The sequence below is a fragment of the Olivibacter sitiensis DSM 17696 genome (assembly GCF_000427965.1).
GTDB classification, from domain to species: Bacteria; Bacteroidota; Bacteroidia; order Sphingobacteriales; family Sphingobacteriaceae; genus Olivibacter; species Olivibacter sitiensis.
Genome location: NZ_ATZA01000018.1, coordinates 1 through 25,837, shown reverse-complemented (window position 1 = coordinate 25,837; position 25,837 = coordinate 1). Strand labels below are relative to the sequence as shown.

General features: G+C 44.4%; 23 protein-coding genes. 10 read left to right on the top strand and 13 right to left on the bottom strand.

Features of this window, described 5'->3' with window-relative positions:
- Positions 1-108: 108 nt before the first annotated feature.
- Together mnmE and A37S_RS0111055 are read right to left on the bottom strand one after the other, a co-directional pair.
- Positions 109-1,479: a tRNA uridine-5-carboxymethylaminomethyl(34) synthesis GTPase MnmE gene (mnmE, locus tag A37S_RS0111060; RefSeq protein ID WP_028297038.1), complete on the bottom strand. Its 1,371-nt coding sequence runs from the start codon at positions 1,477-1,479 to the stop codon at positions 109-111.
- A gap of 191 nt (positions 1,480-1,670) precedes the next feature.
- Positions 1,671-2,303: a pyridoxamine 5'-phosphate oxidase family protein gene (locus A37S_RS0111055; RefSeq protein WP_028297037.1), complete on the bottom strand. Its 633-nt coding sequence runs from the start codon at positions 2,301-2,303 to the stop codon at positions 1,671-1,673.
- Between the two features lie 83 nt (positions 2,304-2,386).
- On the opposite strand from A37S_RS0111055, the gene pdxR reads away from it, so the two are divergent.
- Entirely contained in the window at positions 2,387-3,856 is a 1,470-nt protein-coding gene (gene pdxR / locus A37S_RS0111050; RefSeq protein ID WP_028297036.1) for a MocR-like pyridoxine biosynthesis transcription factor PdxR, read from the top strand.
- On the opposite strand, the gene A37S_RS0111045 is transcribed toward pdxR, so the two are convergent.
- From A37S_RS0111045 to A37S_RS0111035, 3 genes are all read right to left on the bottom strand, one after another.
- On the bottom strand, positions 3,857-5,002 hold the full coding sequence (locus A37S_RS0111045) for a clostripain-related cysteine peptidase (RefSeq protein WP_028297035.1): 1,146 nt from the start codon (positions 5,000-5,002) through the stop codon (positions 3,857-3,859).
- Between the two features lie 204 nt (positions 5,003-5,206).
- On the bottom strand, positions 5,207-5,461 hold the full coding sequence (locus A37S_RS27480; RefSeq protein ID WP_028297034.1) for a hypothetical protein: 255 nt from the start codon (positions 5,459-5,461) through the stop codon (positions 5,207-5,209).
- Between the two features lie 75 nt (positions 5,462-5,536).
- Positions 5,537-5,773 carry a hypothetical protein gene (locus A37S_RS0111035; protein WP_028297033.1) on the bottom strand — a complete coding sequence of 79 codons (237 nt, stop codon included), beginning with the start codon at positions 5,771-5,773 and terminating at the stop codon, positions 5,537-5,539.
- Between the two features lie 97 nt (positions 5,774-5,870).
- Here A37S_RS0111035 and A37S_RS0111030 point away from each other — a divergent pair, with 97 nt between their 5' ends.
- The 6 genes from A37S_RS0111030 to A37S_RS0111005 all read left to right on the top strand — a co-directional run bounded on the left by A37S_RS0111030 (position 5,871) and on the right by A37S_RS0111005 (position 15,814).
- Positions 5,871-7,604 (top strand): helix-turn-helix domain-containing protein, encoded by a 1,734-nt coding sequence (locus A37S_RS0111030; RefSeq protein ID WP_084163866.1) that lies wholly within the window; start codon positions 5,871-5,873, stop codon positions 7,602-7,604.
- 126 nt (positions 7,605-7,730) lie between these two features.
- Positions 7,731-9,245 carry an ATP-binding cassette domain-containing protein gene (locus A37S_RS0111025; protein ID WP_028297031.1) on the top strand — a complete coding sequence of 505 codons (1,515 nt, stop codon included), beginning with the start codon at positions 7,731-7,733 and terminating at the stop codon, positions 9,243-9,245.
- Positions 9,246-9,382: 137 nt separating this feature from the next.
- Positions 9,383-10,000, top strand: a complete 618-nt coding sequence (locus tag A37S_RS0111020) for a TetR/AcrR family transcriptional regulator (RefSeq protein WP_028297030.1) — start codon at positions 9,383-9,385, stop codon at positions 9,998-10,000.
- 51 nt (positions 10,001-10,051) lie between these two features.
- Entirely contained in the window at positions 10,052-11,392 is a 1,341-nt protein-coding gene (locus A37S_RS0111015; protein WP_084163864.1) for a TolC family protein, read from the top strand.
- Positions 11,393-11,441: 49 nt separating this feature from the next.
- Positions 11,442-12,569, top strand: a complete 1,128-nt coding sequence (locus A37S_RS0111010) for an efflux RND transporter periplasmic adaptor subunit (RefSeq protein ID WP_028297028.1) — start codon at positions 11,442-11,444, stop codon at positions 12,567-12,569.
- A 65-nt stretch (positions 12,570-12,634) separates the two neighbouring features.
- Positions 12,635-15,814, top strand: a complete 3,180-nt coding sequence (locus tag A37S_RS0111005; RefSeq protein WP_028297027.1) for an efflux RND transporter permease subunit — start codon at positions 12,635-12,637, stop codon at positions 15,812-15,814.
- A 68-nt stretch (positions 15,815-15,882) separates the two neighbouring features.
- Here the strand turns inward: A37S_RS0111005 and A37S_RS0111000 are convergent, their stop codons facing one another.
- The 4 genes from A37S_RS0111000 to pfkA form a co-directional block, all read right to left on the bottom strand.
- Complete coding sequence (locus A37S_RS0111000; protein ID WP_028297026.1) at positions 15,883-16,314, bottom strand: DUF2147 domain-containing protein; 432 nt, start codon at positions 16,312-16,314, stop codon at positions 15,883-15,885.
- A gap of 186 nt (positions 16,315-16,500) precedes the next feature.
- Complete coding sequence (gene gap, locus A37S_RS0110995) at positions 16,501-17,499, bottom strand: type I glyceraldehyde-3-phosphate dehydrogenase (RefSeq protein ID WP_028297025.1); 999 nt, start codon at positions 17,497-17,499, stop codon at positions 16,501-16,503.
- Positions 17,500-17,504: 5 nt separating this feature from the next.
- Positions 17,505-18,353 carry a hypothetical protein gene (locus tag A37S_RS0110990; RefSeq protein WP_028297024.1) on the bottom strand — a complete coding sequence of 283 codons (849 nt, stop codon included), beginning with the start codon at positions 18,351-18,353 and terminating at the stop codon, positions 17,505-17,507.
- A 1-nt stretch (position 18,354) separates the two neighbouring features.
- Entirely contained in the window at positions 18,355-19,338 is a 984-nt protein-coding gene (gene pfkA / locus A37S_RS0110985; RefSeq protein ID WP_028297023.1) for a 6-phosphofructokinase, read from the bottom strand.
- Positions 19,339-19,648: 310 nt separating this feature from the next.
- Between pfkA and A37S_RS0110980 the strand changes: the two genes are divergently transcribed.
- Positions 19,649-20,344 (top strand): NUDIX hydrolase, encoded by a 696-nt coding sequence (locus A37S_RS0110980; protein WP_051293046.1) that lies wholly within the window; start codon positions 19,649-19,651, stop codon positions 20,342-20,344.
- A 72-nt stretch (positions 20,345-20,416) separates the two neighbouring features.
- On the opposite strand, the gene A37S_RS0110975 is transcribed toward A37S_RS0110980, so the two are convergent.
- Entirely contained in the window at positions 20,417-21,274 is an 858-nt protein-coding gene (locus A37S_RS0110975) for an N-acetylglucosamine kinase (RefSeq protein WP_028297021.1), read from the bottom strand.
- A gap of 382 nt (positions 21,275-21,656) precedes the next feature.
- Here A37S_RS0110975 and A37S_RS0110970 point away from each other — a divergent pair, with 382 nt between their 5' ends.
- Complete coding sequence (locus tag A37S_RS0110970; RefSeq protein WP_028297020.1) at positions 21,657-22,253, top strand: riboflavin synthase; 597 nt, start codon at positions 21,657-21,659, stop codon at positions 22,251-22,253.
- 1 nt (position 22,254) lies between these two features.
- On the opposite strand, the gene A37S_RS0110965 is transcribed toward A37S_RS0110970, so the two are convergent.
- The 3 genes from A37S_RS0110965 to A37S_RS0110955 all read right to left on the bottom strand — a co-directional run bounded on the left by A37S_RS0110965 (position 22,255) and on the right by A37S_RS0110955 (position 25,516).
- Complete coding sequence (locus tag A37S_RS0110965) at positions 22,255-23,424, bottom strand: tetratricopeptide repeat protein (RefSeq protein ID WP_028297019.1); 1,170 nt, start codon at positions 23,422-23,424, stop codon at positions 22,255-22,257.
- Between the two features lie 150 nt (positions 23,425-23,574).
- On the bottom strand, positions 23,575-24,993 hold the full coding sequence (locus tag A37S_RS0110960) for a WG repeat-containing protein (RefSeq protein WP_169719477.1): 1,419 nt from the start codon (positions 24,991-24,993) through the stop codon (positions 23,575-23,577).
- Between the two features lie 202 nt (positions 24,994-25,195).
- The gene (locus A37S_RS0110955) at positions 25,196-25,516 is read right to left on the bottom strand and encodes a magnetosome magnetite crystal formation protein family (RefSeq protein ID WP_028297017.1); all 321 of its coding nucleotides are present in this window, start codon (positions 25,514-25,516) and stop codon (positions 25,196-25,198) included.
- Positions 25,517-25,643: 127 nt separating this feature from the next.
- Here A37S_RS0110955 and A37S_RS24425 point away from each other — a divergent pair.
- Positions 25,644-25,837 (top strand): DUF4372 domain-containing protein (locus A37S_RS24425; protein WP_036602274.1); only part of this gene is annotated, 194 nt, incomplete at its 3' end.

The window sequence follows — 25,837 nt, the reverse complement described above, 5'->3', positions numbered from 1 at the left end:
AAAGGTTAGTCAATGAAAAACAAAAAGAAATGATATTTATACAATAAATTGATTTTTAGTTTATTAAATCATATATTTCTATGGATTGCAATTGATGATTATCAAAACCTACTTCCCGATGCAAAACTTCGAGAATATATTCTCCAATAAGTCATCCGTAGAGACGCTCCCCGTAATTTCTCCCAGATGGTGCAAGGCCTGCCGGATATCCATGGCCAAGAAATCGGAAGTGACGGGATGGTCTACGCCATAAAGTACGTTTTCCAATGAAGCCTGTGTCTTTTGCAAGGCTTCTACATGGCGGATATTGGTCACCAATACATCATCGGCATTGATATTTCGCAGGTTGACGAGGGCCAACAGTTCTTCCTGTAGCTCCTCCACCCCTTCCTTTTCCCTGGCAGCTATGAACAGAGGCTCCAAAGTTTCATAACCAGCTTTTTGTTCCGCTTGCAATTGATCCTTTTTATTGACGATGAGCAGATAAGGAATCTGCAAATCTTTGAGTTCCGCCACCTGCTGGGCCACTTCCTCCACATTGTCCTGTGTAGGATCTACCAGGTAGATGATTAACCGGGCCTGCCTCATCTTTTCGCGCGTACGTTCCACCCCCTTGGCCTCAATGATGTCCAAGGTATCGCGTATGCCTGCCGTGTCTATAAACCTAAAGGTAACCCCTTTGATATTGATTTCATCCTCAATAGAATCCCTCGTGGTACCGGCGATATCGGACACGATGGCCCTTTCCTCGTTGAGCAAGGCATTAAGCAAGGTAGATTTGCCCACGTTGGGTTTTCCGGCGATGACCACGGGTACGCCATTTTTCAGTACATTGCCTTGCTCAAAGGAAGCAATGAGCTTTTGCAGCACCCTGTCTATCTGCAATACCAATTCTTTCAGTTGCGCGCGATTGGCAAATTCCACGTCCTCTTCGGAAAAATCCAGTTCCAGTTCTATCATGGACGCAAAATGGATGAGCTGCTCCCGTAATTGCTTCAGTTCGTTGGAAAATCCACCGCGCATCTGCTGCATGGCCACTTGATGGGATGCGGCAGAGTTGGAAGCGATCAGGTCGGCTACTGCTTCGGCCTGCGATAGGTCCATGGCGCCATTCAGGAAAGCACGCAGGGTAAATTCGCCTGCTTTGGCCCCGCGTGCGCCATGCTTGATAAACAGCTTGATGATACGCTCGATGATATAATTGGAGCCGTGCGTGGAGACTTCCACTACGTCCTCTTTGGTATAGCTGTGCGGGGCGATGAACAGACTGACCAATACCTCGTCGATGATTTCATCCCCATCGCGGATAGTGCCAAAATGAATGGTATGTGAGGGCTGTTGAGCGAGGTCCTTGCCCTTAAAAACCTGATTGCATATCGCGATGGCCTCTGGCCCGGAAAGGCGTATGACGCCTATGGCACCACTGCCCGGTGGCGTAGCCAAGGCTACTATCGTATCGTTTTCTATTCCAATAGACATGGATGCAAAGATACGACAATAAGGATGCAAAAGAACAGGCATACGCCATCTTTCCCATCGCTCTCGAACCTCAATCGCACTAGCACTATAGATTATTCCCTATCTGATTCTCATCAAATTAGGGATAGCTTGATCTATCAACATAGTTTTAACGGTGTATCAAGGTAGAGTTGACCTAACGACAACCTATGTTAACGCAATAAGTTCTCCAAATGCGCTGGCAAGGGAATCCCTTGACTGGAATCATCTCCTATAGGGGCAAGCCTGCTCGTTTGCAAAGGAATAATTCCCGACCAGATGGGAAGTGATTCATCCTCTGGTTCATCATTGGGCATGCCCGTACGGATTTTGGCAGAAGCTTCGGCCAGGTCAAAAGCCAAAACCGTGGTCTTGCGCAGCTCTTTATCAGTCATAGGCCTAAGGTAATCCCAGCTATCGGGCACTACTTTATTGGTCAACCACTCAAGCGCATCGGCTTTTTGCATGTCGTCTTCCACTTTTTCGGCAGTGGCAAACAAGATGACAGAACGATAGTTCATCGAATGACTAACGGCCGATTTGGCAATAACCAAGGCATCCATCAGGGTAATCGAAATACAAACAGGGATACCTTGCTCCAATATCCGAATGAAATGGCTACCTACCGATCCATGTATATACAGCTTATCCCCATGTCTCACAAAGGCCGTTGGAATGGAAAATGGTAAGCCTTCAGACACATAGCTCACCGTGCAATATAATGCTTCGTCCAAAATGGCGTGGATGGTGGCCTCATCGTAATGTGCTCGTTTGGCCGCTCGACTTGGTACAAGGTATTTTTTCATATATTTCTTCCTTTTCAACACAAAAATATACCTTTATTGGATGCAGATAATCATCCAATTTTTACAAAAGACGTAGTCCAATCATGCATCCATTCACTTCGTTGATAGCGCTAAACAAAGATGGAGACTCGGCCATATTCCTACAGGTGTCCGTACAGATAGCCAACTTGATAAAGCAGGGCATATTGCCTGCCGGCCATCGCCTTCCCAGCACGAGGGACTTAGCAAAACTATTGGGAATTCATCGAAAGACGGTTATTAGGGCTTACGACGAATTATTGGCGCAGGGATGGCTGGAAAGCCATGTAGGAAGCGGCACATTCGTGGCTTATAATTTACCGGAAATAAATCCCAGAAAGATAATCGGCAAAAGCAGCGTACGTCAGCCAGGCCAAACTGCCGGATTCGGCATGGCTTATGCCCCCCATTTAAATCGGCCAATAAACAAGAACCATTTCAGATACCACTTGGATGATGGCTTTCCGGATAGCAGACTAGCTCCTCTGCGGGACCTTTCGAGGGCCTATCGCACGCAATTGCTCATGGGCAACGCCTACCATAGGCTAGGATATGCCGATCCTGGCGGAACGCCATGGCTCAGGGAAGAACTATCAGCCTACCTCAACCAGACAAGAGCGCTAAACACCAGGCCAGAGAATATCCTCATAACCAGGGGATCTGTCATGGGCTTATACCTCAGCTGTACCGCCTTGCTGGAAATCGGAGACAAAATAGTGGTAGGGGTTCCTACCTGGGGCAGCGCCGCCACCATCTTTAAACAGGCTGGAGCACAAGTGATGAAAATCCGAGTAGATGCGCATGGCCTCTGCATCGACGAATTGCGGCACTTATGCCAACACCATAAAATCAGGATGGTTTATGTCACTTCCCATCACCACTACCCTAGCACCGTATCGCTCAAGGCCGATAGGCGCATGGCATTGCTAAAGCTCGCCGAGCAATATGGCTTTATACTATTTGAGGACGACTACGATTACGACTTCCACTACGAAAACAAGCCTTTGCTCCCACTTGCCAGTGCCGACGAACAGGGCATGGTACTCTATTGCGGCTCCTTTACGAAAACGCTGTCTCCCGCATTCAGGATTGGCTATGTAGTAGGGCCGGCAAATGCCATTACGCATTTGGCAAAGCTAAGGCGCTTTGTAGACCGGCAAGGCGATACCATGCTGGAAAATGCCATGGCCGAGCTCCTCCAAAACGGCATCATACAACGCCATGTACGCAAGTCGCTACGCGCATACAGGGAGCGCCGGGACATTTTCTGCAAACTGCTGAAAGACCAACTCGGCCAGTACGTAAATTTCCAGATTCCCGAAGGCGGTCTGGCCGTATGGGCCAAGTTTGACGAAAGCCTCAATTTGGGACAGATAGCAAAAAAAGCTGCCCTAAAGGATTTATACATTTCCAACGGATCGGTTTTCAAGGAATATGGCTATTCGGAAGAAAACGGGACAAGATTGGGCTTTGCTTCATCCACGCCTGAGGAATTACATAAAAGCATAGAAATATTGGAAAGGTCAATGATGTAGCTAATAATCCAATGCATCAACATACCAGTCAAGTTTCCTGTACGCATTGTCTAGGTTATCATCGCCAAAGGAGGCATAGGTACTCATGCCGCTGCTTTTATTCAGAGGGATGTCAATGAAGTGATCCGTAAAATCTTTATATGCAACAATCTCCAATAACAATGTCTTTATTTCTTCAAGCTCGTCTCTGTTGAACAACTGAGCCAAATAAGTTTCCAGATCGACAAAAACAGGTGTTTTAAGGTTGTCATATCTTTGAATGTTTTGCATGTCCAGGTCTTTTGGCAGTTTGTCAATTTTATTCGTCTTGTAATATTCAAGTATCTCATTGGCCAATTCGGGCAGTCTGTCCGTTTTGACCAATGAGATACTTGCCGATCGGAAAACTCCGTCCTGACCTTGATAAAATTCCATATATTCGGCAGCGATCTCTTTATAACCATCTTCTCCCACAAAAAGATTAGGAACGATTTCCTTGTACGGGAAACCGGTGGAAAGGACATCGGTAGGGGATGCAATGATATAGCTTGCCTTGTTGCGGAGTTGGTAATACACCTCGATACCTCCCATTAAGCATGCATCAAATGCGATCAAATCAAACTTTATGGGGATTGAAGCCCCTAAGGTAGCAATATCCATTTCTTGCTGGCTTTCCCTTCCAAACGATTTTACCATCAATCCATCTTGATGCCTGTCCACCCCTTGCATCTGGCTTATCGCCTGATAGGAATTTGGGGGAAGCCAACCCGTGGCGTGAGACCAGAGCACAAGTCCGTATTTATTAGCTGGAAACAATTGAATGGCATCCGTAACGACTTTGTTCAGGACGGTTCCGGTGGCTGAATTTTGATCTCCGTAAACTTTCAAGGTCTCGAAATCAGCTCCGTTGAGGCGCAGAAGCTTGGGCGCTGCATAGGGAGAGTAGGAAGGCCCGCTTATGTAGACAAGTAGATTACCGTTGTCGGGTATCTTGGATTGCAGTATTTCCTCCAAGTCTTCCTCTGCGTCGAAATACAGGTCATTGTTTGCTGCCATATATATCAATACCGTATTTTCGGAGGTTTTACCAGGCAGTAGCTCGTCCTCTTTATAACAGGACAAAAACAATAGAAACAATAATGCAAGGCAGCTAAGCCACTTGTTCATGATGGTTTGTATATTTATTTTTTAAGTTTAAAAGCAGAAACCAGAAATTTCTCATCAACAATGCCATTTTAGCTATACAAGTGACGTGTCAACATATCCCAGGACAAACCGTAGTGTGACAGCCCTGTTTTGCATCCGCAAGAAACCACTAAATGAACGGCATTGAGTCGCGATCCTCGATTTTCAACGATTGGTTCTCCTCCGCTATCTCTTGAGCATTAGATTCGTCAGGATAAAAAATGAGATAAAGAGAAGGTACACAAGGACAAACACCGTTACAGTGATGATAATCCATTTATAGGAATTGTTCAGATGTTTCTTTATTTCATCTGTTTTGGTTAGTCCTGCTCTGTTTGCCCGGATTGCATTTACCAATGCGATCAAGCCTGTGAAGGGGAATAGAAAAGAAATAATCACCGAAAGGATCAAATAAATCCTTAATACTTGTTTTGTTTCCATTACTAAAGAGATTAAATATCAATTAGCGTAAGATAATAAGACCTGTCTTGATTTATTATCTTACGCATTATATACTTATAAGCAATCGACACCGGCCGAAAGAGCATTTGCGATAAAAAGTAAAAGGGCTAAACCTGCTAACAAAGCATATTTTTTTTTCATAATGAGTTCGTTTAAAATCAAATCATCATGAACGCTGCCGGCTTTGTTCATTTTTCTACCAGCAAACCAAAGCAATCTTTCCGCTTTTGGCAAAAGGTAGTACTGACAATCCTTAAAAAATTTAAGAATTGTCAGTAGCATTTCAACCATATAAAAAACTCATAATAAATTGTTTAAACCAAAAAACCAACTCGTTATTTGAAAAAAGAGACAAAAGGGGTATCTTTACAAGAAACCCGACTTTTTTATGGCTTTTTCGAGAAGGAATATCCTTTATTTTCTCTGTATGTTGTTTTGCCTCCTTGAAGCAATTCCTGCACAAGGTATGCAGGATAGTTTGGCGAAATATTCTTATAGGGAGCTCGATAATCTGGTCGATGAGAACAGATATGATTCCACGAAAATGTCCCTCTATCTCAACTATTACCTGCAGAAAGCCCGAAGAGAAAAAAATACCGGACGGATAGCCATTTATTACAGAAGTTTTGTTTTCTACCAAAAAGAAGAAAATCGATTATCTTTTATCGACAGTGCGCTGCACTATGCCCATCAAACCGGGGATAAAGCACTTGTAGGAAGCGCTTATTTGACTAAAGCTGCAGTTTACTATAGCACCAAGGACTATCAAAAAGCCCTTGATCATTACCTAAAAGCTAATGACTATATTGCACAGACCCATGATGTATATAACAAATACCGCATCAAGAACCATATAGGCCTCCTCAAGAATTACCTGGGCTATTATGAGGAGGCAGAAGAGCTTTTTGATGCCTGTGTTGCCTACTTTGGCCGGGACGAGAACAGCTACAACATGCACCGGGGCTACATAAGTTCGTTGCTGGGCTTGGCCTGGAGCTATACCAAAACCAACCGCATAGCAGAAAGCAACGAATTACTCGCCAAAGCACTCATCTCTGCGGAAAAGGCGGGCTTTTCCGAACTGGATGTACACTATGTACTCTTCAAACAGGGCATCAATGACTATATCTTCGGCAAACATGACAGCGCCATCCACAAGATAGCACAACAATTGCCTTTCCTGTACGAGAACGAAGACTTTGCCTGGGCCAGTATCGGCGAGTTCTATATCGGGAAATCCTATTGGGACAAAGGGGATAAGGGAAAGGCCCTCGCCTATTTCACGAAAATAGACGAGGTATTCAGGTCCAGAAACTACACGCACCCCGACCTAAGGGAGGGATACGAATTGCTCATCAACTACTATAAAGCACGGAACGACAAGGACAAGCAGATACAGTACATGGGGCAACTAGTACTGGTAGACAATGTTCTCAGCCAGCACCACAAGCACCTGCTCAGCCGGATATATAAGGAATACACCACAAAAGACCTGCTCCGGGCAAAAGAGGAGCTGGAAACAGTGATTTACCTGGAGAAAAACAAAACCATGCTGACCGTCACCGGATCGGTACTAGTACTCCTGTTCGCCGTTACCGGCATGTACCATAGGCAGCAGAAAACAAAAAAAACCGCACGGGAACTTATCCAAAAAATAAAAACATTGCAGGAACAGTCTACTCCCGGCCCGGTAACGCCTACCCTGGTCAAAGAGGCGACTAAAAAAACTAATGTACCATTAAAAAACGAAGTAATTGAACAGCTATTGGGCAAACTAAACCAATTTGAGCAAAATAAAAAATTCTTAAGACCCAATATCACCCTGGAGAAGCTGGCCAATCAGCTGGGAACGAACCAGACTTATCTGTCTTCCACCATCAACAAGCACAAGAACCAAACGTTCTCGGAATACCTCAACAGCCTACGCATAAACTATGTGCTGGATGAACTGGTCAACAACCGTGATTCGATATTTTTTAAATACTCGATAGAAGCGATGGCAAAGCATGTGGGGTACAATAACGCGACGGCCTTTTCGAGGGCCTTCCAGACCCGTACAGGCGTAAAACCTTCTGTCTTTATAAAAGAGGTCACGAAAGATGATGTATCACTGGCGAGCTGACCGATATTTTCAGGATAGGTCATAGTCCTGGCATCTAAGCAGCATCATGCAAAAATTCTGTGCGCTATATTTTAGATATATCCTTTGTTATCTAGATATTCGCAAGAAAAAACAATCTCGTTCAGCATGTCCATACTATTGTCCCTAGAAGCAGTAAGCGTTCAAAACCAAGGAAAAACCATATTAGATCACATCCATTTTACGCTACAGGAAGGACAGCAATGGGTACTTGTAGGCGCATCTGGGGCAGGAAAAAGTGCCTTGCTATCGCTCATAGCGGGCAAGCTGCGCCCAAGCTCGGGCAGCTACAAAGCGCCTTTTGCCCAGCCTTATCTTCAGGCGCACCAGGGTGATGGCAGCAACAGGAGCTTCCATGACCTCATTGCCCTTACCACACCACAACATAGTTTTAAGAGCAAGTCCAACGTACAAAACTTTTACTACCAGCAGCGCTTCAATAGTAGCGAACTGGATGATATCGACACGGTGGAGGAATACCTGGTTAAATACGCCAAAAACAGCTGGAACAATTTTTGGACACTGGATAAGGTAATACAAACCCTCGACCTATCGAGCCTGAAAGACAAAAAGATCATCATGCTTTCCAATGGCGAAAGCCGCCGGCTCACTTTTGCCCTGGCCCTATTGAAGAACCCCTCCATATTGCTGATGGATCAACCACTCATTGGCCTGGATCGCGAAACACGGGAGCGTTTTGACGATATCTTGCAGCAAATCATCCAGTCGGGCATTCACCTTATTTTAGCTACCAGTGCCACCGAGATTCCGGATAGCATCACCCATGTAGCCTGGTTACAAGATGGCCGCATACATGCACAAGGGAAAAAAGAATCGATAGCACTCACCCCGCTTGTACTTGCCAATAACCAAGAGTCCACATTAAAAAAAGAGGCACTACTTAGGGAAGAGCTAAGCAAGCAAAAGCTTCCCACTTTTGAACGAATAGTGGAAATGAAAGACGTACACATTAGCTATGGAGATAAACAAGTTTTAAGCGGTATCAACTGGACTGTAAAACAGGGAGAGCATTGGGTAGTGCAAGGACACAACGGTGCCGGAAAATCGACCCTGCTTAGCCTAATCAATGGCGATAACCCACAGGCCTATGCAAACCACATCGTCTTGTTTGACAGAAAGAGAGGAAGTGGGGAAAGCATCTGGGACATCAAAAAGAAAATAGGCTATGTATCGCCGGAACAACACCAGTACTTCCCCGTCGACCAAAGTTGCTTATCGGTCATCTTATCCGGCTATTATGATACAGATGGCCTTTTTCGCAAGGTGAGCGAAGAAAGGCAAGCACAAGCCCTAAGGTGGATGCAAGTTTTTGAGATAGATCAACTGAAGCACAGACTGCTCAAAATGGTGACCACGGGCGAGCAAAGACTCTGCTTATTGGCCAGGGCACTCATCAAAACCCCACCCTTGCTCATCTTGGACGAGCCTTGCCAGGGACTTTCGTCCGTACAGCGCGATCGTTTCAAGGCTATTATCACCCACATCTGCCAAGAAACAAATACCACGATCATATACGTGAGCCATTACCCAGAGGATATTCCAGACTCGATAGACAAGAAGCTGGTGCTTTCATCAGGGAAAATCGTGCTTATTAAAGGCTAAAGACCAAAGCTTAGAGACTAAAGCCGACTCAAGATTGGAAGATTTAGTACAGACGCAATATGTTGCCCCTCTATTTGATCAATCAATGACTTTTCTAAGACAATTTTAATCTTTCAATGTTCTACATTTGCAACCGAATGAACGTTCAATTGAAAAATATAAGCGATAAGAAGAGCATCCTCTTTACCACGTTCTTGAAATTGGCCAACCAGCATGGGATACACGGTGTATCCATGTCATTGCTCAGTTCCGAGGCGGGTGTGGCAGCAGGAACCATCTATCACCATTTTGAATCAAAAGATGATTTCATTCTAGCCCTCTTCAAACAGGTAAAACAGCAGATGCACAACGAGATTTTCCGGATGAAAGATGATCTGACGGACGACTATCCCAAGGCTTTTCAACGCATCTGGATGGATCTTTGCAAATATTACCTGGAACACCCCGAGGTACTGAATTTCATCGATCAGTTTTTTTCGTCCCCTTATCAGAAGCTGATCAAGAACAATGACACGCAGTTTTGCCAGAATGATTTTGTCTCCTTTTTTAATCGGGGTGTAGAGCAAGGGCTTATCAAGGATTACCGTATGGATATCCTCACATCTACCTTTGTAGGTAGCATTGTCATCACGGCCAAGCGGCATATTATGGGCGACAGGCCGGTCAACGAAACCGATCTCAAGGACATGGCTTCCATTGTCTGGGACGGGCTGAAGCTGGAACTAGACCCAATAGAACAACAAACAGGATTATAAGATAATTCCTCAATTGATGAGGAAGAATTCAAACAAAACAGATATATGCAAATGAGATATAGCCTTTTCCTACTGTTCATTTCCTTTATTAGCAGGCAAGCCATGGCTCAGGACAACCTTGCAAATGCGGGTACCGATCCCCTTGGCCAAGCAACCTTACAGCAATGCATAGATTATGCGCTACTTCATCAAACTGAGGTAAGACAAGCCCTCATAGATGAAGAAATAGGCAAGCGGGATATTGCCTCTGCCCTATCTGGTTGGTTTCCACAGATCAATGCAGATGCCAGCTACAATCATAATATCAAAATCCCTACCAACGTCATTGGCGATCAGGTTATACAGTTCGGGCAGAAAAACACCTCTGCACTGACCTTGCAAGCAGACCAAAAGATTTTAGATCCGTCTTTGATCCAAGCCAGCAAAGCAGCCAAGTATGTAAAAATCCAGAATGCACAAAATACGGAAAACGCCAAGATCAACACCATAGTAAGTGTCAGTAAGGCATTCTACGATATACTAACAAGTGAAGAGCAATTAAAAATCATAGATGAAAACATCGTCAGGCTGGAGAAACAATTGAAAGATGCCAGGGCTCAGTACGAAACGGGCCTAGTGGACAAAACCGATTTCAAACGTGCCCAAATCGCGCTGAGTACGACCAAGGCCGATAGGAAGCGTACAGAGGAAATGCTAAAGTATAAGTATGCTTATTTGAAAGAACTGGTGGGTTTGAGCATTGAGCAGGAGTTGAAATTGGCCTATGACAGCGGCAGCATGGAACAGCAAATGTTGATTGACACCACCGAGAACCTCCATTTCAGAAACCGGATTGAATTCAGGCAATTGGAAACCGGTATGCAGTTGCAAAAACTCAATACCTCTTACAATAAATGGACGTTTTTGCCCAATCTATCCGCTTTTTACAATTACGGATGGGATTACCGTACCAATGCTGGGTTTTCGGATCTCTATCGTGTCGATTACCCCAGATCGGTATTGGGCGTGACCCTTTCTTTACCAATCTTTCAGGGCACAAAAAGGCTTCAGGAAATAAGGAAATCCAAATTGCAGGAACAACGGCTAGCGTGGGATATGGTCAATACAAAAAATCAAATCAACACACAATATCAACAGGCCCTAGCTACTTACAAATCCAATCTGAATGATTGGAAAACAGCCCAGGAAAACGTAGAGTTGTCCAAAGAAGTATACAATACCATTAAATTGCAATACGATGAAGGTATCAAGACCTATCTGGATCTTATGACCGCCGAGACGGATCTGCGTACCACGCAGATCAATTACCTGAATGCCATGTATGCCGTCCTATCGGGCAAACTGGATGTGCAACAGGCTCTAGGCAGTATCATACCAGCCAACGACAATTAACAATAATAAATTATAACGTAGACAGGAATCATAAAGCACAATCACAGATATGAACAACAGATATTTTACCGCACTTTTACCTCTTGCCATAGCTACAATGGCAGCCTGTAACGGGGGTAAACAACAGCCGCAACAAGCAGGTCCACAAACTCCGCAAATCACGGTTTTCAAAGTCAGCGAAGAGCGGGTAAACGTACAGGATGCCTACCCAGGCACGGTGACTGCATTGAACCAAACCGAGCTACGTGCAGAAGTGAATGGCTACGTCACTGCCATACATGTGGCAGACGGTGCATCGGTAAGCAAGGGGCAAAAGCTCTATGACATAGATCGTACCCGATACCAGTCGGCTCGCGATCAGGCACAGGCCAATCTGGAAATTGCCGAGTCCAATCTGCAGCGGGTAGAAAAGGACCTACAACGCTATGAAACACTGGCCGAGCAAGACGCCATTGCCAAACAAACGCTAGACTATGCCCGCACGGACCTCAGCAATGCCAAGGCACAGGTGGCGTCTGCCAGGGCAGCATTGGTCACGGCCAATACCGATCTGCAACGTTCGGTGATCACTGCCCCCTTTGCCGGTACCATTGGCATTTCCCAAGTGCGTTTGGGCGCTTTGGTAAGTGCAGGAACCACCTTGCTCAACACGATTTCTTCGACAAACCCGATCGCAGTGGATATTCCCATCAACGAAAGGTCTATAAGCACCTTTGTACAACTGCAAAAATCGGCGCCAGATAGCACCTTTGCCTTAGTGCTTCCCGGACAACAGGCCTATCCACATCACGGCAAATTGACCATTATAGATCGTGCCATCAACCCACAAACAGGAACGCTTACAGCCCGCATCGTTTTCCCAAATCAAGATGGATTGTTGCGTGCAGGTATGAACACTAATATATTGGTCGCTAGCCAAGACCAAGGAGAGCAAATAGTGATACCTACAAAAGCGATTACCCAACAACTCAGCGCGGCCACGGTATTTGTCCTTACGGACAGCAGTACGGTAAGCCAGCGTGAGGTGAAACTGGGTGCCGTTGTAAAGGATAAGATTATTGTACGTGATGGGCTGAAGGTAGGTGAAACCATAGCCGTAGATGGCATTCAGAGCCTACGCGAGGGGATGAAAGTACAAGTCATAGAACCACAAAAAGCTACCCCTGCTGCGCCCTAACAATAGCTGCACGCATTAAGTATGGCTTTTTTGATTTTTTTAAATTATTACTTTTTACTTATCTCATGATAGCAGACGTATTTATAAAGAGACCTGTCACCGCAATCGTTGTTTCCATCGTCATTGTGTTGGTCGGGATCATTTCCATCCTCAATTTGCCCATCAGTCAATACCCTGATATATCCCCTCCCGTGGTACAGGTAATGGCCAACTATACCGGTGCCGACGCACAGACGGTGGAAGAGACCGTGGCCACACCTATTGAGGTACAGATAAACGGTGCCCCCAATATGTCTTACCTCTCTACCAATAGCGCCAGCAACGGTCAGATGTCTGCCAACGTCACTTTTGACATCGGTACCAATATCGATTTGGCGGCCGTGGAGGTGCAAAACCGTGTGGCGGTAGCCGAACCTACCTTACCGGAGGCGGTACAGAGGCTCGGCATTACGATCAGGAAGCGTAACCCGACCATATTGATGGGTGTGGCACTGTATTCGCCCAACGGAACCTACGATCGCAAATTTTTGGCAAACTATGCCAATATATACCTACGCGATGCCTTGTTGCGTGTCAATGGCGTGGGCGATGTCACCAATATCGGTCAGGATTATAGCATGCGTATCTGGCTCAATCCAGAGAAGATGTCGCAACTGAACGTGACAAATGCCGAGATCACTGCCGCTTTGCAAGATCAAAACGTGCAATTGGCCGGAGGATCTGTCGGCGTAGCACCTCAGCAAAGTACGCAGGCATTCGAGTATCCCATATTATTGAACAGTAGAATATCAGATATTGAAGAGTTCGAAGATGTCATCGTTCGCTCCAATATAGATGGATCCGTGGTCTATCTCAAAGACGTGGCGCGCGTGGAACTGGGTCAGTTTAATTACAGTGCGCAGTCGACCACGAGAGGTATTCCATCCACCATGCTGTTGCTCTATCAAGTGCCCGGAGGCAATGCCGTAGAGACGGCAGACGGCATCACCCAAACGCTGGAAGAGCTGAAAAAATCCTTTCCAAAGGATTTGGACTATGAAATCGCCACGGAATCGGTCACCGTCGTCAAAGTGTCCATCAACGAGGTGTTGCACACCTTGGTGGAGGCGCTTTTATTGGTAACGGTAGTGGTCTTCCTTTTCCTGCAAAGCTGGCGAGCCACATTGATTCCCGTATTGGCCATTCCGGTATCTATCATCGGTACGTTCATCTTCTTTATACCGCTAGGCTTTACCATCAATACCCTCACCCTATTTGGTTTTGTGCTATCCATCGGTATCGTGGTAGATGATGCCATTGTGGTCGTAGAAGCGGTACAGCACTATATAGATAATGAGGGCATGAGTGCCAAAGAAGCTACAAAAGCAGCGATGAAGGACATATCGGCACCGGTTATCGCCATTGCCCTCATCCTTGCGGCCGTGTTCATCCCGGTAGGGTTTATACCCGGCATGGTGGGTAGGTTGTATCAACAATTTGCCATTACCATTGCTATTTCGGTACTCCTGTCTGCCTTTATAGCACTTTCCCTCACTCCCGCCCTCTGTTCGCTGATGCTGAAACCCATGAATCTAAACAAAGAGTCCAAAGGGCTCAATAGGTTCTTCTATCGGTTTAACCTATGGTTCAACAGGACCGTGGAACGTTATGGAAAAGGCGTGCAGTATGTCATCAAGAAAAGTCCGCTGGCTATTATCTTTCTAGTGTGTCTCTATGTAGGCACCGGCATACTTTTCACGAACAAGCCCACAGGATTCATTCCCCAGGAAGACGAAGGACGGGTTTTTATCTCAGTTAACCTACCGGAAGGATCTTCTGCCAACAGAACACAAGAAGTCATAGACTCCATCTCCCATATACTGGGCAATGAATTTGATCAATTCAGAACCTACACGGGAATACTGGGGTTGAATGCGCTCAACTTTTCCTTCAAAAGTAGCTCGGCTACCTTCTTCCTGCAGCTGAAGCCCTGGGAGCAACGCAAGGCCAAGGAAGACCAACTAGATGCCGTCGTATCCAAGCTTCAGGGAGCCGTAGCGCGTATCAAGGGAGCCAACATCATCGTGGTGACACCACCAGCTATACCGGGTATGGGCAATACGGGTGGTTTCAGCTTCATGCTGGAGCAAAGGCAGGCAGGAGATGATATACAAACATTTGAACAGAATGTCAATAAATTTGTGGGGGCTGTGAACCAAAGGCCAGAGATCGCGATGGCTTATACGTTCTTCAATGCACAGACGCCAAGTTACCGAGTCAATATAGATCGAGAAAAGGCTAAAAAGATGGGCATTACGCTCAATGCCATTTATAGTACCATATCGGGTTTCATGGGTAGTAGCTATATCAACGATTTTACCAAATATGGTAGAAATTTCAGGGTAGTGACCCAAGCGGATACCAATTTCCGAAACGATATAGGCAATATCAACAACTACTATGTCTCCAACAATCAGGGCGTGAAAGTACCCCTGAGTGCCGTTGCTTCATGGGAGCAGATCAAAAATGCATCTACCATAACGCACTATAACCTGTTTCGCGCGGCTGAAATAAATGGCAATGCCGCACCAGGCTATAGCAGTGGACAGGCCATGCAAGCCTTGGAAGAGGTGGCGGCACAGACCTTACCCAATGGGTATGGATTTGATTTCTCCGGCCTCAGTTTGGAAGAAAGCAAATCGGGCAATACGACTATCGTCATCTTTGCTTTGTCCATCGTTTTCGTATTCCTTCTGTTGGCCGCATTGTACGAAAGCTGGTCGGTGCCATTTTCCATTATATTGGCCGTTCCACTAGGAGTGTTTGGCGCTATCCTGACACTTACGTTCATACCGCGGTTGACCAACAATATCTATGCACAGATCGGGCTGATTACCTTAATAGGTTTGTCGGCGAAAAATGCCATCCTGATCGTGGAATATGCAAAGGAACGACTTGATTGGGGTATGGGGCTCATGCGCGCTACCTTGGAAGCAGTGAAGCTGAGATTGAGGCCAATTATCATGACCTCCGTCGCATTCATTTTGGGAGTGTTGCCATTGGCAGTAGCCTCAGGTGCGGGCGCAGTAAGTAGACAAACTATCGGATGGACAGTAGCCGGTGGGATGCTAGCCGCCACGATCTTGGCGCTATTTATAGTACCCGTGCTATTTGTGCTCATCAGTAGGATAGCTTACGGGAAGAAAAAATTGGCCGAACTAGAGGCCAACTATAAGCCCGACGAGCACGAGCATAAGAATCATTAAGAACTAACTAAACCACAAACATTTAGGGACGGATCATGGTCCGTCCCTAAATAATTTACTACACGCTATTATTTCACTCTCGTCCAGCTTTCTGTACGTCCCAGTAAACTCACACCCACATAGCCACGTATATCCAGCTTCTCTCCTTTCAAAGTCATTTTGCAGCTATAAGTCTTGCCCGATTTTGGATCATATATAGTGCCATTCTCGTACACCCCTTTGTCCTTGGCATCAAAATCCTTTAATATCTCTAGACCCTGAATTTGTCTTTTCCTCAAGGATTCATCCGGATTTTTGACATCCAGTTTGGGCTTTCCGCTCTCATCATTGGGCTCTTTCAGCCAATACAACTTGCCAAAATATTTGCCGTCCCGCTTGCTGATCTCTACCCTACCTTCTCCGCTAGGATTTTGCCATTTGCCTAACACGGCATCCTTGTCCTGCGCTGCCAGAAAACCTGCCAGCAAAAGGGTTGCCATCATTACAAGTAATTTTTTCATATGCTTTTGTGTTTGCAATCCGAAATTCCATTTGGATTCGGATCAAGTTAATAATTGGTTATCACACAAAAATACTATGCATGCATAAAATATGCAAGCTTAGTGCAAAAAAACGGTGAGATCTTATAGATCTCACCGTTGTATGGATAGACAAGCGCCTCGAAAAGCGGCTTTCTTTAACATTTTTTAGGATAGTTTACCAACTTCTTGAGCCAAGTCAATAAGCTTGTTGGAATATCCCCACTCATTGTCGTACCAAGAAACCACTTTCACGAAAGTTTCGCTCAAAGAAATACCAGCTTTTGCGTCAAAGATAGACGTTCTGGAATCTCCCTTGAAATCTTCGGAAACCACTTCATCTTCGGTATAGCCCAAAATCCCCTTCAATTCACCTTCGGACGCTTCCTTAAATTTAGCCTTAATTTCTTCATAAGTAGCTGGTTTCTCCAAACGCGCAGTCAAGTCAACGACAGAAACATCTGGAACAGGAACACGGAATGACATACCTGTCAATTTACCTTTCAGTTCCGGCAATACCAATCCCACTGCTTTGGCAGCACCTGTAGAAGAAGGGATGATGTTTTGATACGCACCGCGACCACCTCTCCAGTCCTTATGCGAAGGCCCGTCTACCGTTTTTTGTGTAGCAGTAACCGCATGTATCGTACTCATTAATCCTTCGGCAATACCGAAATTGTCGTTCAACACCTTAGCGATAGGTGCCAAACAGTTTGTAGTACAAGAAGCATTCGAAACGATGGTATGCTCGGCCTTTAGCTCCTTGTGATTTACTCCCATTACGAACGTCGGCGTATCATCTTTTGCGGGAGCTGAAAACACAACTTTCTTTGCACCGGCATCAATATGCTTTTGTCCTGCTTCCTGTGTAAGGAATAGGCCAGTACATTCGAGGACAACCTCTGCTCCTACTTCATTCCATTTTAGATTAGCCGGATCCTTCTCCGCTGTAACGCGAATAGTTTTGCCGTTTACAATCAGGTGGCCGTCCTTCACTTCAACGGTGCCTTTAAACCTACCATGTGTCGAATCATATTTCAACATATAAGCCATATAGTCGGCATCAATGAGGTCATTGATTCCCACTACTTCAATGTCACTTCTTTCAATGGCAACTCTAAAAGCCAATCTTCCGATACGGCCAAAGCCGTTGATTCCAATTTTCATACTTGTCAATTTTTGTTTATATAATAGTTCAGCAGATTGTGTATAGGTTCTTTAATCACCCTTTCAACAGCTAATTTATGTTTATCTGCAATATCCCTCACCCAATCTTCGTAACGACTTGCTATACTTCCCGTAAAGCTGATCGGTATTCCCGGGTGCTTCATGCTCAATGGAAGCAGGTAGGTGTCGAACACCAAATGTAAACCTTCCAAAATCATGTTCTTGATAAAAGGCTCTTCCTTGTTTTCCATTACAAAATCGGTAAATGAGCTCAAGAACAACGCGGGATTATTTATTCGATATACCCTGTCCAAAATCTGTTTCTTATCTAGGGGGTATTGGGCTATAAATTTTGTCTTTATGTCCATGGGCATAACGTCTGTGAGCAAGGACCGAAGCAAGTATCGGCCCATCCAATTGGAAGAGCCCTCATCTCCTAGAATATATCCTAGGCCAAAATTGTTTGCTTCCAAGCGTCTTCCCGAAAAATAAGCAGCATTCGTACCGCTTCCCAGCACACATACAATTCCCTTTTGTTCGCCCAAAGAAGCGAAGGCTGCCGCCAAAAGATCATTGTTCACCGTTATCTTGGCATACCTAAAAAATGACGCAAAGGCCTGTTTTATCATTGCAATGCCTTCTGCATCTGACGAGCCCGCACCAAAAAAATGGATTTTTTTGATTTTCTCTGCATGGTTCACCAAGATATTGCTTTTGTTAAGCAATTGTGTGATATACCTTTCGTCACTATGATTGGGATTGATACCCAAAGTCTTAAAGGCAGCCAGCACATTACCCTTATCTACCAAGCGCCAATCGGCAAATCTAGAACCACTGTATACCAATACCACCATATCAGATAGCTAAGACGTTGGTCATCTCCAACATATCCTCCGCCAATTTAAATTCTTTGTTGCTCAATGCTTCTTCAAGGCTAGTGCTTTCTATTTCGTTGTTTCTAAGGCCTACCATCACACGTGTCTCTCCCGCCAATAACCTATTGACCGCCGCGTAGCCCAATCTGCTAGCCAACACGCGGTCAAAACTACTTGGCGACCCACCACGCTGTAAGTGTCCCAAGATGGTTACTTTCGTGTCGTAAAAGTCGAATTTCTCCTCCACCCGCTTGGCTACGTTATATGCGCCGCCATTCTTATCTCCTTCCGCAACAATAACAATGGTAGATGATTTTTTTCCCTCTTTTGCCCGCTCCAATTTATCAATCAATTCATCAATACCTGTTTCCTTTTCGGGAAGCAATATCGCTTCTGCCCCACCGGCTATACCACAATTGAGGGCAATGCACCCCGAATCGCGCCCCATTACCTCAACGAAAAACAAACGGTCATGCGAAGCTGCTGTATCCCTAATCTTATCTATGGCATCAATCACCGTATTATTGGCCGTATCATAGCCTATCGTATAGTCGGTACCGTACAAATCATTGTCAATAGTGCCCGGTATGCCAATGACGGGGATATCATACTCGCGCGAGAACACTTCAGCACCGGTAAAGGTACCGTCACCACCGATGGCGACCAAGGCATCTATCCCAACACTTCTGATATTCTCATAGGCCTTGGCCCTGCCCTCCTTCGTGCGGAACTCAAGGCACCTCGCCGTCTTCAGTATGGTTCCCCCCATTTGGATCGTATTGCTGACAGAACGGCTGTTCATTTCAATGAAACTTTGGTCTATCATGCCTTGATAACCTTGCAAAATGCCCGTTACCGCTATGTCATGGTATATCGCAGTTCTCACTACCGCACGAACACATGCATTCATGCCAGGGGCATCGCCACCAGACGTAAAAACACCAATTCTTTTAATCTTGCTCATTAGAATATATTTGTCTTATATTGCATTATACTAATGCACCTCTAAGTATAGTCCCTAATCAATTTACGCTTGTCAGCAGCAATGGCAATAAATCTTATCAACAAAAAAGATTTAAACCTCCAACCAACAATCTTTGATGTAAAAATAGGTAAATTAAATTATATGGCTCATATTTATCGACACGAATATAAGGTGTATTTTCTACACTATTGCAAGATTTTCCAACTTTTTTTTCAACTTTGTATAGTGTTTGACAAAACAAGCACGTAAATTTAGCAACACCCAATTTGGAACTAAAAACTATTACGCTTTGCAAAACAATTTACCACATATCCAATCTATCTTCACAGCAGACTGTGTTATACTGGGCTTCAAGGAAGGTGAACTTAAGGTCCTATTAGTAGAGAGAAATGAATTTCCCTTTAAGGATTTCTGGGGACTTCCAGGTTTCTTTGTAGATCAAAACGAAACCATTGACGATGCCGTAAAGCGGATTCTTTTTGAGTACACAGGGCTGAAAGGCATCTTCATGGAGCAACTCTATACTTTTGGCGATTTGCAGCGTCATCCACAGGGACGCATTATTACCGTAGCATATTATGCCATGCTGCGGCTTGATGATGCAATAAAGCTGGCCCCTTCTTCCAATTACGTGCGCAGCGCCAAGTGGTGGAGCATTAAGGACTTGCCCGAATTGGCCTTTGACCACAATCGGATTATCGCGAAAACCCTGGAAAAAATACGCCGTAAAATAAGCCACAGTCCCATCGCTTTCGAGCTGTTGCCGGAAAAATTCACCTTGACCCAACTGCAGCAATTGTACGAGGCAATCTGGGAAAAGAAGCTAGATAAACGCAATTTCAGGAAAAAAATGCTCAACTACGACGTATTAAAGGAATTGGACGAAAAGCAGAAAGGCGTTTCCTATAGAGCAGCCAAACTATACAAGTTTGACAAACGAAAATACGCCAAGGCCTTTCAAAACGGGATTAACTTCTCCAAATAAAGGAATATAAAACAAAAAAGTGCGGCTTCCGCAATTCGGGGAGCCGCACTTTTTGTTTTATGCAATAAACTTTTATTTTTCAGTTACTCTTTCCATATGGTATTTAACCAAATCATCTATAGGCGAGCGTACGATTTTGCCAAACTCCATATTGTGCTCTTTGGCCACCTCTTCCAGCACATTCCGGAAATTGTAGGCCACCGAGCCTATACAGTTAAACGAGTATTTTTGAAAATCAGGGTAATGTGACACCAAATTAGTAAAGAAATCATTAAAAGCACTCTTTACAATACTCCTGTTGTACTCGATATTGACGGTACTGTCATACAAAAACTTGCTAAAACTAGCACAATACCTATTAGCTAATGGCTTGGTATAAACTGCGTCCATTACCTCATCTGGGGTTATTTTATATGTTTCCCAAAACTGATCTCTCACTTCCTGAGGCATATATCCCCTCACATAATCTGTCAGTACTTTCTTGCCGATATAGCACCCGCTACCTTCATCACCCAATATATAAGCGGCCGAGTCGATGTTCAACACAACATTCTTACCATCATAAAGACAGGTGTTTGTCCCGGTGCCCAATATGGCAGCAAAACCAGGCTCATCTCCCAACAAGGCACGTGCCGCCGCCAATAAGTCGTGACCAATAAACACTCTCGAATTAACGAAGATTTGCTTCATGGCAATCTCTACCACACTGGCTTTTTCCTCATTATGTACACCTGCCCCATAGTAATGCACCTCCTCTATCTCCTGATAGGGAATGTCCTTCGGTAGGGCCTTCTTCATCGAGCTCAATATGTATTCACTCGTCACAAAATACGGGTTGTATCCTTCCGTATTAAAATAAATCTTCTTTCCCGAACTGTTTATCAAACACCAGTTGGTCTTAGTTGATCCGCCATCAGCAATAATGATCATAATGGTATAATAATTTATAAACTTCTTTTAGGTATTATTTTGTTAATTACTCATATTGGCTAAACAATAACTTAACAATTAATTTAACGCCTCGCAAATTACGTCTTTAGTCCTTCAAAACAAACAATTAATTGTAAATACTTTCTGCCCCTACCTTCGGTCGTGTAAAAAAAAGATCGCAAAAAGCTCATTTACAAATGAGTGACAAAGAAAATATTTCTTTATCAGTTAGTGTATTTTTTACAATTAGTCAGCAGTTCACGGCTGTAAACGCTTAGCTGGCGGCTCTTGGATTTTGACTATAGTCTGACAGCCTATCATATCTCATATCTATTCCCTCATATCTCTTTTAATCATTACATTTGCCTTTTCACATTTTATCATGTTCACAGGCATCATTGAAACACTCGGTTACGTAGAAAAAATAGTTCAAGAACAAAGCAATTTGCACTTTACCATCAAGTCCGCCATTTCGGACGAGTTGAAAATAGACCAAAGCGTGTCACATAATGGGGTTTGCCTTACTGTAATAGGCATTGAGCCTGGTATGCATACCGTTACGGCTATAGAAGAAACGTTGCTCAAATCCAACCTGAGCGAGTTGAAAGTGGGCGAACGGGTCAACCTGGAGCGTTGCACAATTGCGGGCGCGAGGCTAGACGGCCATATCGTACAGGGGCACGTAGATCAAACGGCTATTTGCACCCATATAGAAAATAAAGATGGTAGCTGGCTTTTCACGTTCAAATACGATACTGCCATGAGAAACATCACCGTAGAAAAGGGATCAATAGCGGTCAATGGCATCAGCCTAACCGTGGTAAACTCGGAAATAGACCGTTTTTCGGTAGCTATTATACCATATACCTATGAACACACCAATCTTGGGAAACTCAGGGAAGGAGATTCTGTCAACCTAGAGTTTGACATCATTGGAAAATATGTGAGCCGTTTAATGTCCATTCGAGAGGCTCGGTAGGTCACTTTTTTGCGGTCCCTGCGTTCAATTGCTTCAGCCTTTCGGTGACGTAATCGATGTAGTCTTTGTTTCCTTTAAGGTCTTTTTCCACTTTAAGATAGGTGTTATAATACTTTGAGGCATTATTTACCTGCTTGAAACGCAAATCGTACAACAAAGCCAGGCTATAAAATGTGAGCGGTTCTTCCTTAAACTGGAGGCTTTTCTGATAGGCAGCGAGCGCATTCTTATTCCAGTTCATATCCTCATAAACCTGTGCTTTTATGGTGTAATAGCTGGACGTGTTTTCCGAAACGGCCGCCTCCAGTGTTTTATCCAGATAGGCTATTGCTTCTTCATTTCGCTTCAATGCCTTATAGCACATGGCCTTATAATATAAAGAACCCTCCTTTAAATCGCCACTTTCCTCTAGCTTATCGTACGTTTCTATTCCCTTATCGTACTTTTTCAAGAAGTAGTAACTGGGTGCCATAATTCCATAGAGCAAATCGGAACGGTCTCCGATCTCCTCCAATCGCTCACCCAACTGCACAACTTCCGTATACTTCTTTTGGGCATATAGCACTTCCAACTGAAGCTTCATGAGCAATATGTTTTCTGGGTCATTTTCCAATGATTTGGCGAGCAATTCCTCTGCGTCCAGGTTTGCTTCCAGCACAATATACAGCGAAGCTAGATCGTAAACAATATCAGACCGATCTGGCGCTATAGCATTCGCATGACGCAGGTATTTCAGCGCATCATCCAATTTGGCCTCAGTCTTTGCCAGGTCTGCAAGCACTACCAAGGATTGGACATGGACACTATCCACTTCCAGCAACTTGGTATAAAAAAATTTGGCCTTTTGTAGGTTGCCTTTTTGATAGCTGAACGCGCCGAGATTGGAAAGCGCACCTCTATGCGTACTATCCAACGTGTATAGTTTGTGATAATACACTTCTGCCTTATTTACTTGACCTGCCATTCTAAAATTGTTGGCAATACTTGCCAACATTCGCTTATCCTGTACAGAATCTCCATAATGACTCAGCATATAATTGGCAGCTTCCGCATATTGCTGGTTTTCATAAAATGCCAGCAACTTGGACTGGTCTATTTCCTGTGCATGGCAATAGTTTTGTATGACGAAACAGGAAAACACACTATATACAGCAGAGAGTAATATTTTCATGCTTCAAATATAACTAATTTCTTAGTTAACCGGAATAGCCATTCGACTTTTAAGTTGAAAAAACAATTATCGCCTTATCCTTATATATAAAAAGCAGCGGTAAGGTTTCCTTCATATTATAATAGATTTTCAATGGCCTCCCCCATCGCTCTAATTGGCCTGCTCATACCAATATTCACGTTGCGTTTTCCAGTCAACGTAAAACCTTATGTATTGACCTGCTTCGTCATAATAAGCGACCATGCCATTCCCATTCATATCATGGTACCTTGGAGAGATGAGCACTTGCGAGGTAGACAACTGGTACAAGCCATATTTGGCATCCTGTATAGATTTAAAGGTCCAATAGCCATTGCCCAGATACCGGATATAAGCGTGTTCCGGCTTCCATTGCCATTTTCTTTCAGCCACATTCCATATACCCATCCGTTCCTCTTTATCACGACGTATCGTCACTTTATACAGCTGGCGATCTTCGTCTACGCTCGCATAACGAGACGGCTTCCAGCCTGATGCCACCGCATCTAGCGGTATTATGTCCTCGATAGACGGCCAAAGGATATCGCCAGCCTGCGAAACAACGGAAAAGCGATTATCTTCGGGTACATTAGCGTGCCAATTGCCGACGGTATCCAACATCCAATACTCAAATGTATTAGAACCTCGATTAAACCGACGGAAAATAAACCGATCCGTATGGGGCATGCTGGCGGCCAGCATGGAGTTCTGAATCAACGTATCGGCGACTAGGTCCTTATGCACCTGTGCGGCGATAGATTTCGGAAATGCCTTGGTCAAATCCGGGAAAAAATATTGTTCACCATCGCTGTCCTGAAATAGATGAGCCACCCGGTGCAGATAATCATATGTCGACACCAAATTCAGGATATGCCGTCGTCCCTCAATTTCATAAGTGAGATGATCCTGATATCGAAACCTTCGCTTGCCTACAGCTTTTCCCTTTACACTAATCAAGCGATAGTAATCTCCCATCTTTTGCAGCAGCAGACCATCGTCGGACTGTCCAAAAACATGTTTCGCGAGCGCCCTGCACCGCTTGCGCCCAATTTCATAAAGGATCCCATCTCGAATGAAGTGTGTATCATCCACTTTTTTTATGTTGAAGTAATAACCATAAGCCAATTCGGAAAGAACTCGTTCCGAATAGATTCGCTGACCACTTTCCAACACGGTGATACATAAATGTGATCGTTTTACCTGCGTATCGAAGAGCCGCCTATCGCTTGCTCCCCAAAATCCGGGTAGAAACCTCCATTCCCAGAACCGTAAGGGACTATTATAGGTGCGCACAGTCCATAATAAAGTATGCTTACCCAATACCTCAACATAAACAGTTTTATATTCGAGTGGCACCACAAGCGCACCGGCGCTATTAATGACTCCATACCTGTTATTCTCATCAGAAACGATGGCAAAGCCCGTACTCGTAAATGGCGATGCACTGCGATAACGCGCGGGGACTACAAGATCAAGTTGTTCGTCCACGTAGCCGTACAATCCGTTTTCAGCAAGATAGGGATAGAGCTGCCGCTCATGCCATTTATCCATTGAGCCTTGGCCCTTGCAACTGACAATGGCCAACAAACAAGCAGCAAACATTATGATGGAATTAACCATGATCCTCCTTATGTCATTCTTCCAAAGTTAAAGTTCTCACCGATATTGAGGAATAATGGTTTTCAGGGGTTTTGTGGTACAAGCAATCGCTACTCCTTGCTGGCTTTTTGGACTTGATTGACAAATAGTGCAATCAGAGCTTAATTTTTCCTGCAACAAATTCTCCGATGACAGGTACAGGCGTCATCTGTTCTTTCGAGGCGTTGATGATGCCCAAGATCATGAATACCAGTGGCACAAACGACAAGGGGTTCAACACTATGCCTAATGACGGAACAATCGCAAACAACAACCGCAGCACGATAGGCCAAATGAACGAAAAAATAAAGACACCCAATGCCTGCTCCAGATGGAACTTAACCAAGGGTGTTCTGTTCTCCTTGCTTTGAAAAAAGGCAATCAACCATCCAATAATGGTAATGTAGGAAATAATACAAATTGTTTTGCTGTTCATAACGTTTATAATTGATACTCCAAAAATATAAAGAAAACCACTACTGACCGACAAAAAATAATTTAAGGAGCTGCCATATCTGGCAAGCTCCTTTTTTCATATTTTGGTTTTACGACAAACTAAAAATATGAGTGATAAAAATACAGAAAAGAAATTAGTCGGTCAGCCAATCTTCAAACAATTATTAGGTTTTATTCCAAGGAACAAATTTGAGATGCTTGTGAGCAAGCACCGGTCTGACCGCTATTACAAGACCTTTGATTCATGGACACAACTCATGACGATGCTGTTCGGAATATTCAGCCGATGTGATTCTATGGG